This is a genomic window from Nostoc sp. (assembly GCF_036917415.1).
Lineage (GTDB): Bacteria > Cyanobacteriota > Cyanobacteriia > Cyanobacteriales > Nostocaceae > Nostoc.
Map to the genome: position 1 here is coordinate 272,015 of NZ_JBALDJ010000025.1, position 14,007 is coordinate 286,021.

A 14,007-nucleotide genomic window follows, 5' to 3' on the forward strand; every position below is an offset into this window, starting at 1 on the left:
ATTACTCTTTGTTAAGATTCTATACTTTTACGGAAAACCGTCTTTTTTTGTAAATCCACGATATACCGCTTCGGCAAGTTGATATATCGCTTTTTTACTTAATAACGATAGTGGGCAAATGCTTTGTTAGCTTCCGCCATCCGGTGCGTTTCTTCGCGTTTCCGAATAGCATTGCCAGTTTCGTTGGCAGCATCCATTAACTCATTTGCCAATTTGCTTGCCATTGTCCGCCCTGGTCTAGACCGGGAATATTGCACTAACCAACGCAGTGCTAGGGTAGTGCCCCGTTCTGTACGCACTTCCATTGGTACTTGGTAGGTTGCTCCACCAACTCGCCGAGCTTTTACTTCTACTAAAGGCGTGGCATTTCGCACTGCTCTTTCAAAGGTTTCTAATGCACCAGCACCAGTGCGTTCTTCAATAGTTTTTAATGCATCGTAAACAATGCGTGCGGCAAGTGATTTTTTGCCATGACGCATGATCCGTCTGATAATCATGCTCACAAGGCGACTGTTATATACGGAGTCAGACGGAACTGGGCGCCTTTGAATAACACCACGACGAGACATACTTCACCTTTAATTCGGAATTGGCAACGAAATTATATGCTATCAGACACCGGAAACTAAAAGCGGTAGAACCCAACCCTCAGACTTCCTCAATTTTTTCGACCGTTGCAGCAAGGCTGACTTCTTAACTGGCAATTTTGGATTTTGGTCGCACCTTTTGTTGCCCTTCCAGCGCAACACCGAATTTTGGATTAAAAGTTTTCGGTATATGTTCTGACTACAAGGATCTGAACAAATCAAAAATCTATAAACCTCATTCCCTTGTGGGTTCGACCAATCCAAAAAATGCTCGATAAATCGCTAAAGCTACGCGATCGCAAACCTAAAATCTAAAATTCATTGACTTGCTACCTGCAACTAAATACTCAAGACACAAGATTATAAACTTTAATGTTCAGATGAGAAACTCGCTGTATATTACAGCATTCTCCTCAGAACTTCTACACTTGCTCGCTTAGTGTAGATGTAGCTTGCTTGATTTTTTCAAACAGACTTTAGCAGCCTTTATGACTACTGTTAGAACACAGACGGCGATCCTTTTTTGCCCTCTAACGCTTTCAAGGTAGACGATTAATCGAGTTGGATGCGATTAATCGTCTAATCCTATTTTTTCGCTTCTTTGGGACGCTTGGTTCCATACTTGGAACGGCCTTGCTTGCGGTCTTTGACTCCGGCTGTATCTAGGGTGCCACGGATAATGTGGTATCTCACGCCTGGTAGATCCTTAACTCGACCACCACGAATCATCACAACTGAGTGTTCTTGTAAGTTGTGACCAATGCCTGGAATGTAAGCTGTGACTTCAAATCCAGAGGTAAGTCTGACTCTTGCTACTTTGCGTAGGGCTGAGTTAGGCTTTTTTGGTGTGGTCGTGTATACTCTGGTACAAACTCCCCGACGTTGGGGACATTGTTTCAGAGCAGGGGACTTGGTTTTCTGACGCGCTTGTTCGCGCTCATTTCGTATTAGCTGCTGTATTGTTGGCATGAGTTACAGCGCGTAAAGCTGCTTATGGTCTAAGTTTTAACAAATCCTGATTATATCTTTTTTTACGGCTTTATGTCAATTGTTGTTTTTCCTTAGTAATTGAACATCTGTTTTTTGACTAATGCTCAATCACTAATGACTCAAGGAGAAGGAGTTGCCACAACCACAGGTAGCGATCGCCTGGGGATTGTGGAAGCGAAAACCACCACCCATTAAGTCTTCTGAATAATCCACCCTCAAACCGTTGAGGTAATTTAAGCTTGTGGCATCGATGACTACTTGAATCTCATCCAACTCGAAAACCTGGTCGCCAACTTTTATTGCTTCATCGAAGGACATATCATAAAAGAATCCAGAACAACCACCTGGTTTTACTGCCAATCGAAATAAGACATTTGGCTGCTTGGACTTAATTCGCCCAATCTCACTTATGGCTGCTTGACTCAGATGAATCATGGAACTCGTTTTTTGCAATTGAATACCCCATCTTCCATTTTACAGATGGGTTGACCTTTGCTTGTGCAAAATTCCAAATCACCAAAGGTATGAGCGCGATCGCTATTACTACATTTATAACACTAATATGCTTCAGTCCCCACCTTAACAAGGTAGGGACTTCTGGGGTGCAATAGTTCGTTTACAAAGACGGTTTACATAAAAATGTATCCAGCTTTGGAATTAGAGCTTTAATAGCATTCTTTTAGTTTTAATCTTTGGTACGGGCATAGTCATCTTGGTAGCGGATAATATCATCCTCTCCTAAGTATTCGCCATTTTGGACTTCAATCAACACCAAGGGGATCACGCCTGGATTCTCTAAACGATGAGATGTACATTGAGGTACATAGGTTGACTCATTATTACTCAGTAAGACTTCTTTTTCGCCACAAACTACTCTAGCTGTACCAGAGACGACAATCCAATGTTCGCTGCGGTGATGGTGCATTTGTAGACTGAGGCGGTGTCCTGGCTTAACTTCGATGCGCTTAATTTTGTATCCGCGCCCTTCTTCCAAAACTGTAAAAGCACCCCAAGGACGTAATTCAGTTGCAGCAACGCCTCTGGAAGTTATATTTGGAGGAAGGTGTAGAGTTTCAGTCTGTGTAGTTTCTTGATATCGAGCCATAGTTACCTCATTTGAAGACATAACAAACCGTTGGTACTCTTAATTATTGATAAAAAAATCTGGCGCTATCTTGCAACCTTGAAAATCAGCAATTTTGTCGCACTTTGATAAACATAGCAAAATCAAACCTTATGGTGTAAACCATCACTACTAAAACTCTGATGTCTACACCAAGTCTTCATCAAGCTAAATGACAGCTTGTTCTAAACTTTAAAAAGTGAGTGGGGATTGGGGATTGGGGACTGGTAATTGAGTTTTTTCCCTATTCCCCTCATTTTCGTGGTTGCAGGAAAATACCAATTCCGTTATGAACACGAGCAGCGGTACTGGGCGAGCGATCGAGTAGTTGCCCTCCCAAATAAAGGCTGGTAGAACTACCGCCGTCCAAATTTAGGGCATCCACACAGCCCATGAGTTGCATCAATTGGGCGTGTTCTGCCAAATTAGGGCCATAACCGCCGGCACGATTATGTGTGGCAGTAATCATCACTGTGCCTGTTGCCGTTGTGCAAATACCGCTACGAATAGCCTTTTCAGCAATAAAGGCATTGCTGAATTTTTCGCCTTTGGCATCAAGGACAATTTGACGATTTTGGACTAATAGCGGCCCAGCACCAATAATCTGGGGATAACGACTAAAATCGGCTGGAGTAGTAGCGCTGGAAATACTTACTGCGCTTCCAATAGGTAGTTGTGAGGCAGCACTAGCAGCGTTAGCGCGTAAAGTTAGCAGGTAGCCATCTTGGGGAATTGGAACCGCTGTCGCACCAACTTTGCCGCCTGGTAACTGATTAGTAATTTGGTCTTTCTGTACTACTAAGATAATTTCGTTATCAGTCAGGGGTGTGTAAGTTGATCCCCAAGCTGAGGTGTAACGAGCAATGCCACTTTGAATGTAACCGCTGTTGAGAAACAAAATTGGTAGGCGCTGGTCATTTGCTGTAATTAAAGTTTCTTCTAAAGTAAGACGACCGAAGTAAAATTGGCCTGAATCATTCCAAGCGATCGCACCCCGGTTAAGAATTGGGCCTGATAACCACTGACTATCCCGACGAATTGCACCCAAGGGCAATTTGTTATTGCGGTTAAAATAACCACCATTAATTCCAGCTACTGCTAAGTAACGTTGTGCTGTTTGAATTAAAGGAGCAGTACCTGCAAGTCCATCAGGACTAGCCCACATCGGTTTCAACATTAGCCCAAATTTGCGGGGATTAACTTCTAACCAGACTACAGGAAAGCGTTCTGTGCCTAAGTTGACATAATGCTGTCGCCAGCGCAATCCTGGGGCCCAAGTAATATCTCGTTCTTCTAGAGGATCGGGTCGAATATCAATAATCAGGCGATTGGGGTTAGCGACAGTACTAACTTGAGGCGATAGACCAAAGGGAACGCTCAGACTAATAATCGTTTGGTTTTTCACCACCTCCACTTTTTGAATCAGTGGTTCAGGGGCTGGTACTATTGGTTGTGTTGGTGTCGCTGGTGATAATTGTTTGAGCAGGTTTGGCAGCAATGTTGGTGGTGCTGCTGGTGGCTGGGGAGTATAGCGTTCTATCAAAACAGGGTCAGCTATTCCATCCAGGGTAATTGTCCACTGTCTATTTGGCGGTACAGTGGATTTGGGAGTTGGCGTATCTGGATCGGAAGATGGAGTTTGCGGTTTGGCGATCGCTGACCCTTGTGCAACTTGCCAGGGAGTTGAACGATCTAAATTGACAAGAATCCGAGTCTGTTGCAAAGGGATACTTGCTTCTGGAGGTTGCTGACTCTGAACAATATTTGTGACTTGTGCTTTTGGGGTAGCAATTTCCAAGGTGTTGCCATTAGCTTGGATTTGCCATCCTGATGTTCGAGCAAAATTAGTAATATCCAGATAGCGATATGCTCCTACTAGGCTGGCGGCTAAAACTTGTGGCGTTGTTATCGGCGAAAACCACTGTATTGGTTGCCTCGCTGAATTACTATTGTTTAAGAAATTTACTCCAATTAATTGCCTGAATGCCCCGTCACTGAGATGAGTTGTCACCTGACCAGATTTTCCAGCTTGCTGCAACCAAGTTCCTGGTAAAGTACGACCATTGAGGGAAATTTGATTACCAGAAAATGCCGCGCCTGTTAAAGGAGATGCAGGTGACTGTGAGATTAACTTGGGTGTTGATTTGGTGGTTTTTAAGGACTCTTGGGCGTTGAGAGGATGGGTAGTAATTAAGCACAGTACTGTCAAAAGTATTGGTGACACAGTAGCCAGAAAAAATTTGCGTTCGCCCTTGGCGTTGACTTCGCCATCGCTAATCCCTGATTGGCAACAATTCGGCATTTTTACCATAATTTACTAGGTACTTTTGAAAACTATCACCCAAGGTATAAACTAAGCAATTATTTGAAAATATAAAGAAAGCATGACTTTATTTTTGAATAAATATGGTAATCTATATGTTGGCTATTTATCTCTTTTAAACACACATTAATTTATTTAGACGCTAAAGCCACTGCAATCAAGTGTTTTAACTCCCACTAATTTTAACCACACCATATACGGTAGTTTTGGTTATCAAAACTGGATTAAGATATTTAATCCTAGCTGAAGGTTGCTAATATGATTACTTCAGTAATGTCTAGTTAATAGTAATACATGCGGCAACTGGGAAGCGGCAAAATTCTAGACAACAAAAATATTTGGGAATTGTCAAATGGGTATATATTGTAATACGCTGATTTTATTGGTGGATCGGGATGATTTTGGCTTTAAAACATAGTACAGCGTTTAGTTTTAGTTTTGTTTCAGGTGAGCCAAAAAAATCGGCTCGGTAAGTAGCTAGTGTGCATCTGGAAAAAAAAGGGATTGAGAAAATACTTAACTTCAAAATATAAAAAAGAAACTGTCAGGGCAAAAATAATGTCTTGGCGGAGGTAACTTGTCTAACACCGCATAAACACATAAAAAATACGTAATCATTTTAACACGGGGGAACTGATAAAGTAAAACCGAAGTTAAAATTTTTTTTCCCTAAATTTCGGTGCTTATATATTTTTCCATCGCTGAAATTAGAAATTTTTTTCCACAATGTAGTGGCAAAATTGGTAACTCAATACTTCAGGAACAGGGTATGAATAATAAACCGATGAATCAAGGCCAGAAAATCACAGCGGATATCAACTCAAGAGATACCTATCAGGGGCAAAAGTGGTTAGTAGAAGAACGAGATGCCTGTGGTGTAGGTTTTATTGTTCATCGCCAGAATCATACCAGCCACGAAATTGTCGAAAAAGCCTTAGCTGCTTTAACCTGCTTAGAACATCGGGGAGGTTGTAGCGCCGATCGAGACTCTGGTGATGGTGCTGGAGTATTGACAGCAATACCTTGGGAGTTGTTCCAACAAGACTTTGCTAAAAGAGAGAAGGAATTTCCATCCACCAATAATATAGCTGTGGGGATGATATTTCTACCACAAGACCAACAAGCTGCACAAAAAGCTAGAGCAACAGTTGAGCAAGTAGCTACTGAAGAAAAATTGATTGTACTGGGTTGGCGAGTAGTGCCAGTGCAACCTGATTTGCTGGGAGTACAAGCAAGAGAAAATCAACCCCAGATTGAACAAGTTTTGTTAGCTTCTGTTGACAAAAGCGGTGATGAATTGGAACGCCAATTGTACATTACCCGCCGCCGAATTAGTAAAGCTGCAACCAATATCTCAGAAGAATTTTATATCTGCTCGTTGTCAAGTCGCACAATTGTCTACAAAGGTATGGTGCGTTCCGCCGTTTTGGGCAACTTTTATGACGATTTAAAAAATCCAGCTTACAAAAGCGCCTTTGCTGTCTATCACCGCCGTTTTAGTACGAATACGATGCCCAAATGGCCTCTAGCCCAACCGATGCGGTTTTTAGGTCACAACGGCGAAATCAATACCTTATTGGGTAACATCAACTGGATGATGGCACGAGAAGCTAGCCTAAATCATCCTGTATGGAACGATCGCATCGAGGAACTCAAGCCATTAGTTCATATTGATAACAGTGACTCAGCCACCCTAGACAACGTAGTGGAATTACTGGTTTGCTCTGGACGCAGCCCCTTGGAAGCCTTAATGATTATGGTTCCAGAGGCTTACCAAAATCAGCCTTCTTTACATAAATTTCCAGAAATTGTTGATTTCTACGAATATTACAGTGGTTTGCAAGAAGCGTGGGACGGGCCAGCACTTTTAGTATTCAGCGATGGCAAAAAAGTTGGTGCAACACTAGATCGTAATGGTTTAAGACCCGCTCGTTACGCGATCACCAAAGATGACTACATTGTTGTAGCTTCGGAAGCTGGTGTGGTGGACTTCCCAGAAGCCGATATTGTCGAGAAAGGTAGACTCGGCCCAGGGCAAATGATTGCTGTGGATTTAGAAAATCATGAAGTGCTGAAGAATTGGGATATAAAGGGGCGCATCGCCAAGCAGCACCCTTACGGGGAATGGTTGCAACAGTACCGTCAAGAACTCAAAGAAATTGTCAGTAGTCAATCGTCAAATGTGAATGGAAATGGACATTTGGCTGCTGAAAATGGTAACGGGCATAGTCCAAGTGACAAAATTGATAAGCAAACCTTGCTTCAGCGTCAAACTGCCTTTGGCTACACCACAGAAGATGTGGAAATGGTGATTCATCCAATGGCGATCGCAGGTTCTGAGCCGACTTTCTGCATGGGTGATGATATTCCCTTAGCGGTGCTATCACAAAAGCCTCACCTGCTTTATGACTATTTCAAACAGCGCTTTGCTCAGGTGACTAACCCGGCGATCGACCCCCTGCGGGAAAAGCTAGTGATGTCTCTGAAAGTCGAATTGGGTGAACGGGGTAACTTATTAGAACCCAAGCCAGAATATGCTCGCAGATTAAAACTCGAATCGCCAGTGTTGACGGATGCTGAATTAGAGGCAATTAAGCTGTCAGGATTTGCCACCGCTGAGTTGTCAACCCTGTTTGCGATCGCCACCGGCCCAGAAGGATTAAAATCCGCAGTCCAATCTTTACAAGCACAAGCCGCTGAATCAGTCCGCGCAGGTGCAAAGATTTTAATATTAAGCGACCAGATCCCCTCAAGCTCTCTGGATGCGGGTATCAGCACGGAATACACCTACATTCCCCCCCTGTTAGCAGTGGGCGCTGTGCATCACCATCTGATTCGTGAGGGGTTGCGAATGAAAACATCCCTGATTGTGAATACTGCTCAATGCTGGAGTACCCATCACTTTGCTTGTCTCATTGGCTACGGAGCTGGTGCAGTTTGCCCGTATATGGCTTTAGATACGGTGCGTGATTGGTGGTCCGATCCCAAAACTCAAAAGTTAATGGGGGTACAAAAAATTCCCACCCTCACCCTAGAACAAGCTTTAGGAAATTATCGCAAAGCAGTAGAGTCAGGACTACTAAAAATTCTCTCCAAGATGGGAATTTCTCTGCTCTCCAGCTATCAAGCAGCCCAAATCTTTGAAGCGATTGGCATTGGTGGAGATTTAATCGAACTGGGATTTTGTGGTACGACTTCCCGCATCGGTGGTTTGAGTGTTACCGAACTCGCTGATGAAGTGCTTTCCTTCCACGTCAAAGCTTTCCCAGAACTAACGACCAAGAAGTTAGAAAACCTGGGCTTTGTGCAGTACCGTCCTGGCGGCGAGTACCACATGAATAGCCCAGAAATGGTTAAGGCGCTGCATAAGGCTCTAGATGGTAAAAACTACGACCACTACGAAGTTTATAAAAAGCACCTCCAAGGCAGACCAGTAACAGCCTTGCGGGACTTGCTGGATTTCCAAGGCGATCGCCCGTCGGTTCCTCTAGAAGAAGTCGAGTCAGTATATGAGATTGTCAAGCGCTTCTGCACAGGTGGTATGTCTTTAGGCGCTTTGTCAAGAGAAGCCCATGAAACTTTAGCGATCGCCATGAACCGGATTGGTGGTAAATCAAATTCTGGAGAAGGTGGCGAAGACCCAGTTCGCTACACAGTTCTAGATGATGTAGACGAGTCTGGTTACTCGCCAACCCTACCCCATTTAAAAGGATTGCGAAATGGCGATCGAGCTTATAGTGCGATCAAGCAAGTTGCATCGGGACGTTTTGGTGTGACGCCAGAATACCTAGTTAACGCCAAACAAATTGAAATCAAAATTGCCCAAGGTGCCAAGCCTGGGGAAGGTGGACAACTGCCAGGGCCCAAGGTGAGCCAATACATTGCGATGTTAAGGCGCTCCAAACCAGGTGTAACGCTGATATCGCCACCACCGCACCACGATATTTATTCTATTGAAGACCTAGCACAACTAATTTTTGATCTGCACCAAATAAATCCGAAAGCAAAGGTGTCGGTGAAGCTAGTTGCAGAAGTTGGCATTGGTACGATCGCGGCTGGTGTAGCCAAGGCAAACGCTGATATTATCCAGATTTCTGGGCATGATGGTGGTACAGGTGCATCGCCACTAAGTTCCATTAAACACGCTGGTTCACCGTGGGAATTGGGTTTAAGTGAAGTGCATCGCGTTTTGATGGAAAATAGTCTGCGCGATCGCGTGATTTTGCGCGTAGACGGCGGACTCAAGAGTGGCTGGGATGTGGTAATAGGTGCATTGATGGGCGGTGAAGAATTCGGTTTCGGCTCCATCGCCATGATTGCTGAAGGCTGTATTATGGCGCGAGTTTGCCACATGAATACCTGTCCTGTGGGTGTTGCTACTCAAAAAGAAGAACTCCGCAAGCGGTTTACGGGAATGCCGGAACAGGTTGTCAACTTCTTCTACTTCATCGCCGAAGAAGTGCGTAGTTTGTTAGCACGACTTGGCTACCGTTCTTTATCAGAAATCATTGGACGTGCAGATTTGTTGAAACTGCGTCAAGAGGCAAAACTCACCAAAACGCGATCGCTGAATCTCGACTGTTTACTTCAGCTACCAAATAGCAGAGACAATCGTAGCTGGTTGGTGCATGAAGAAGTTCACAGCAATGGCGTGGTTTTGGATGACAAGTTCCTTGCTGATGCCGAAATTCAGACTGCTATTAGAAATCAGTCTACTGTCACCAAGACTTACCCAATTATCAATACTGACAGAACAGTGGGCACAAGATTAGCGGGTGCGATCGCTTCCCAGTACGGTGACAGTGGCTTTGAAGGACAAATTAATCTCAACTTTACAGGTAGTGTTGGACAAAGCTTTGGTGCTTTCAACCTCCCAGGGATAATTCTGAGCCTAGAAGGAGAAGCAAACGACTATGTAGGTAAAGGTATGCATGGTGGTGAAATCATCATCAAACCTCCAACGGATGCTACCTATAACGCATCACAAAATGTGATAGTTGGCAATACCTGCCTCTATGGTGCTACTGGTGGCATATTATTTGCCAATGGTCTAGCAGGAGAACGCTTTGCTGTGAGAAACTCCAAAGGCATCGCAGTGATTGAAGGCGCTGGGGATCACTGCTGTGAATACATGACAGGTGGTGTGATTGTCGTCCTCGGTAAAGTAGGACGTAACGTAGCAGCGGGAATGACTGGTGGACTGGCATACTTCTTGGATGAAGACGACTCATTTCGTGAGTTAGTCAACCCAGAAATTGTCAAAATACAGCGGGTAATTACAGAAGTAGGTGCAAAGCAACTGCAAGAGTTAATTCAAATTCATGCAGAACGCACTGGTTCACCAAAGGCGAAGAAAATTCTGCAAAACTGGCAAGAATTTTTGCCGAAATTCTGGCAGTTAGTTCCGCCTTCTGAAGTTGATAGTCCAGAAGCCAATCCTGAAAAAAAAACAACTGAGTTCAGTTTAGTAAGCAGTCATTAAGAGACTAACAACAAATAAAAAACTCCATCCCGCAAGTGGGGTGGAGTTTTTGGGCATGAGGAAGAAGTTACCAATGCCCTGTTTGGCCTGTTTGGACTAAGAGGATGTTTGAAAAGTCTTCTTGTCGGTATCAAAAGTTTTAGATCCCTCTAAATCTCCCTTAAAAAGGGAGACTTTGATTCGTGTTTCCCCCTTTTTAAGGGGGGTTAGGGGGGATCTAAAAGTGCCTATAGTCACAGCGAAACACTTTTCAAACAACCTTTAAGCGACGGGGAGAACAACCTCGCCCACCTACTCAATTCCCTTGAGTTTCCCGTCGCTTTCAATGAATTTTAGTTTTTAGCTAATTAATATTGACTAATTACCTATAATTAATAATTATTACTTTTTGTTAGCAAGCAACTTTTGGTCTGCATCTTCGATTTCTAAAAGTTCTGGAATAGTTACAAAGCGATAACCTTGCTTTTTAAAGTTGCTAATAATTACTGGTAAAGCTTGCACAGTTCTCGAACGATTACCACCACCATCATGCATTAGCACAATCCCACCAGGTTTTGAATCTTTAATCACGTTATTGATTAACTTTGGTACAGTAGGTAACTTGTAGTCAGTGGAGTCAGCCGACCAAATCACCACAGTATACTTTTGTCCTTTAGCATAAGCAGCTAATCCATTGTGCAGGATGCCCCCAGGCGGTCGAAACAAATTTGTTTTCGCACCTGTAACTTGATAAATTAGGTCTGTTGTGCGATCAATTTCAAACGCAGCTGCTTGTTGATTAAAGAAGTGATACCAGTGATGCCAAGTATGGTTGCCAATAACGTGACCTTGAGCGACAATCTGTCTTCCTAACTCTGGATAATTTTTTAGGTTCTGCCCGACGACAAAAAACGTCCCTTTGATATTATTTAATTTGAGGATATCTAGTACTTGCTCTGTGGTTTGAGGCCAAGGGCCATCATCAAAGGTGAGAGCAATTACTTTCTCACCCTGAGTGAGTTTTGCAGCGTTAATGATTTCTCCTTGAAAACGTGATGGTATGGGGTAGGCTAGACCTTTTGTTTGTGCTTCTTGCTGCCAACTTGTAAGCATCGTCGCCTTTAATTTCTCAATGCGCTGCTGAGTTCCTACGTTTGCAGATACATCCTTGATATTTATACTCGATCTACTCTGAGCATCCGAAGCATTTGGCCTTAGAAGCATCATAAAAGCAAGACTAAAAACACCACCTAAAGCAAGTAGCGCAATTAATATTCCTTCTGGCCACAGAAACGACTTATTGTTTTCCACCTCAAAGCTCCTTCAAAGATCGAACCATCACCACAGTTATGACGGTACGTTATAGCACATTTTTATTAGATATTTAGATACCAGTTGCTTTCTGGTAATCATGAAAATTGGAATTGGTACTAACGAGAATTCAGAATTGATAAGACAGACTATATTGCTTTAACTGAAATCTATATGCTCTAGATTTGGACAGCCTTGAATATACAATACTTGGTACTGTTTAATTTCAACCTAGTCATAAAAGGTAAGCTCTGCACTTCCACATTCTTACCGCTAGCTCTAAGAAGGAGAGGAACACAATCAGATAATTAACCACACCCCAAAATCCTCTTAAATAAGAGTTCTGAATTAGTTGCTGTTTTTCAGTTCACCGCTAAGGCAGCATTATCCTTTCAAGTTTTATAGATTTTCAAATAAGATGAACTAAGCTGTCATACCTACAATTTGCACTTTTAGCAGACTGAAGTTTTTTAGCCAGACTTCCTGACAGTAAAACTGTATAATTTACAACTTAAGTAAATTGTTTGATTAACATACAAAACTACTTACAAGGGTGGGTTGTCTTTAAAAAAGAGTCTGGTAAACTATTAGTTCTATTCTTGATAGGATATATTTTACTGCCTGTTGCCATTGTTTCCTTTTTAAGAAAAAGTTAAATTTTCAACTGACAGAATGTTACCTTGTACTTTCTATGAAATAGACCAGACGAAAATTGATTCAATATAGTTTCTCATTACCAAGGGGCATTTATTCTTTATATCTAGTCACCTTTGACTCATTCAGCAAAAATAATTCTATCAGCAGCTTACTTCTCTTTCGGATGCTGATACTTTAGCCGAAATTGCTAGTAGCTTTCTGTCTATGAATGTTTTTCTCGATAATTAAGTATGTTTATATCTTAATTAATAGTACAGTTTAATATGCACTGTCACCGTGTAATTACGGAAATTAATTTCGTACATATAGGCAAGTGATTAAAGTTACAATAAGATGACATCTATCCATTGAAGCATTAAAGTCTATATTTAATATTTAAAAGTAATATTTTTTACTAAAAAGGCTTATTAAGCTAGATTTCTGCATTTAAAAATATATTTACATTTTGAATAATTGTATGTAATATAACTTAATAATACAGATCAAAATATATTTTCTTGCTACTCAACCTCCAGCAGAACTACTCTCTGCCTTTTTCAGTAAAGTGAGGTAGATACTGTTAAACATCGGGCAGACTATTTTGCGACTCTACGACCAATTTTCTGTTTAAAGAAAAAACCTACTGGTTGTATCGCTCTAGCAGTCTGTAACTAGCTTCTTTTGCATAAATAGACAAATCTTAGAATTATCTCATAACTTGCCTTATAATTACAGCAATTAGAATTTTTATTTTTAATTATCTATTTAGCAATCCTAATTATTAGCTTATATTACCTTAGACAAGTCATAGTTTATTTACAGCACTTTTGCTCATCTTTGGTAAATGGATAAGTGTATTATTTAATGTCTGTATAGGTTGACCCTAAACCCTGTTTTCCTATTAATATACCTTTTGAGTCAAAATAATCAAGGTATTTGTCTCACTTCTGAAACTGGCTAGAAACTTTTATGATTCCTCACGAAAGTGATGCAAAAGAAGAGCGTGCGTCGTTCAAAGTATGGCGTAGTTGGCAAGAAAATCTGATTTTAATTGCGATCGCACTGTGTTTGGCATTCTTAATCAGGACTTTTATCGCCGAACCGCGCTATATACCTTCTGACTCGATGTTACCCACCTTACATACAGGCGATCGCTTGGTAGTTGAAAAAATCTCCTACCATTTTCACCCTCCGATAACTGGAGATATTATTGTTTTTCAGCCACCCGCAGAACTACAACGTCGAGGATATCCCAAAGACCAAGCGTTCATCAAGCGAGTTATTGGCCAGCCGGGTGAGGTAATTAGTGTTGCTTCTGGCAAAGTCTACCTCAACGGTCAACCCTTGGCAGAAGACTACATCGCTGAACCTCCAAATCAGCCATATCGACCAGTGAAAGTCCCAGAAGACGAATTTTTCGTCATGGGAGATAATCGCAACGATAGTAATGATTCTCGCTATTGGGGCTTTTTACCCAGAAAAAATGTCATCGGTCGGGCAACGTTTCGCTTTTGGCCTCTCGATCGCATTGGGTTCATTTAATCAATTTTGGATTTTAGATTTTCTTTCCATCCAA

8 protein-coding genes are annotated in these 14,007 nt (G+C 42.1%); 2 read left to right on the forward strand and 6 right to left on the reverse strand.

Translation table 11 applies throughout. The features are described 5' to 3' along the window. Positions 1-98: 98 nt before the first annotated feature. The 5 genes from rpsG to V7K41_RS04565 all read right to left on the reverse strand — a co-directional run bounded on the left by rpsG (position 99) and on the right by V7K41_RS04565 (position 5,011). Positions 99-569, reverse strand: a complete 471-nt coding sequence (rpsG, locus tag V7K41_RS04545) for a 30S ribosomal protein S7 (protein WP_069070112.1) — start codon at positions 567-569, stop codon at positions 99-101. A 603-nt stretch (positions 570-1,172) separates the two neighbouring features. After that, positions 1,173-1,556 carry a 30S ribosomal protein S12 gene (gene rpsL / locus V7K41_RS04550; protein ID WP_012410236.1) on the reverse strand — a complete coding sequence of 128 codons (384 nt, stop codon included), beginning with the start codon at positions 1,554-1,556 and terminating at the stop codon, positions 1,173-1,175. A 132-nt stretch (positions 1,557-1,688) separates the two neighbouring features. After that, the gene (locus V7K41_RS04555; RefSeq protein ID WP_334845919.1) at positions 1,689-2,012 is read right to left on the reverse strand and encodes a HesB/IscA family protein; all 324 of its coding nucleotides are present in this window, start codon (positions 2,010-2,012) and stop codon (positions 1,689-1,691) included. A gap of 250 nt (positions 2,013-2,262) precedes the next feature. Then, on the reverse strand, positions 2,263-2,682 hold the full coding sequence (locus tag V7K41_RS04560) for a cupin domain-containing protein (protein ID WP_104907515.1): 420 nt from the start codon (positions 2,680-2,682) through the stop codon (positions 2,263-2,265). A gap of 271 nt (positions 2,683-2,953) precedes the next feature. After that, complete coding sequence (locus V7K41_RS04565; RefSeq protein WP_442943120.1) at positions 2,954-5,011, reverse strand: phosphodiester glycosidase family protein; 2,058 nt, start codon at positions 5,009-5,011, stop codon at positions 2,954-2,956. A 781-nt stretch (positions 5,012-5,792) separates the two neighbouring features. Here V7K41_RS04565 and V7K41_RS04570 point away from each other — a divergent pair. Beyond that, on the forward strand, positions 5,793-10,505 hold the full coding sequence (locus tag V7K41_RS04570) for a glutamate synthase-related protein (RefSeq protein ID WP_334845921.1): 4,713 nt from the start codon (positions 5,793-5,795) through the stop codon (positions 10,503-10,505). Between the two features lie 381 nt (positions 10,506-10,886). Here V7K41_RS04570 and V7K41_RS04575 read toward each other — a convergent pair whose 3' ends face one another. After that, entirely contained in the window at positions 10,887-11,795 is a 909-nt protein-coding gene (locus V7K41_RS04575; RefSeq protein ID WP_334845922.1) for a polysaccharide deacetylase family protein, read from the reverse strand. Positions 11,796-13,400: 1,605 nt separating this feature from the next. Between V7K41_RS04575 and lepB the strand changes: the two genes are divergently transcribed. Then, positions 13,401-13,973 (forward strand): signal peptidase I, encoded by a 573-nt coding sequence (gene lepB, locus V7K41_RS04580; protein ID WP_334845923.1) that lies wholly within the window; start codon positions 13,401-13,403, stop codon positions 13,971-13,973. Positions 13,974-14,007: the final 34 nt, after the last annotated feature.

Excerpts from the sequence above, each read along its gene's own strand:
- V7K41_RS04560 (WP_104907515.1), bottom strand. The coding sequence starts at position 2,682 with ATGGCTCGATATCAAGAAACTACACAGACTGAAACTCTACACCTTCCT.
- rpsG (WP_069070112.1), bottom strand. The coding sequence starts at position 569 with ATGTCTCGTCGTGGTGTTATTCAAAGGCGCCCAGTTCCGTCTGACTCC.
- rpsL (WP_012410236.1), bottom strand. The coding sequence starts at position 1,556 with ATGCCAACAATACAGCAGCTAATACGAAATGAGCGCGAACAAGCGCGT.
- V7K41_RS04570 (WP_334845921.1), top strand. The coding sequence starts at position 5,793 with ATGAATAATAAACCGATGAATCAAGGCCAGAAAATCACAGCGGATATC.
- lepB (WP_334845923.1), top strand. The coding sequence starts at position 13,401 with ATGATTCCTCACGAAAGTGATGCAAAAGAAGAGCGTGCGTCGTTCAAA.
- V7K41_RS04565 (WP_442943120.1), bottom strand. The coding sequence starts at position 5,011 with ATGGTAAAAATGCCGAATTGTTGCCAATCAGGGATTAGCGATGGCGAA.
- V7K41_RS04555 (WP_334845919.1), bottom strand. The coding sequence starts at position 2,012 with ATGATTCATCTGAGTCAAGCAGCCATAAGTGAGATTGGGCGAATTAAG.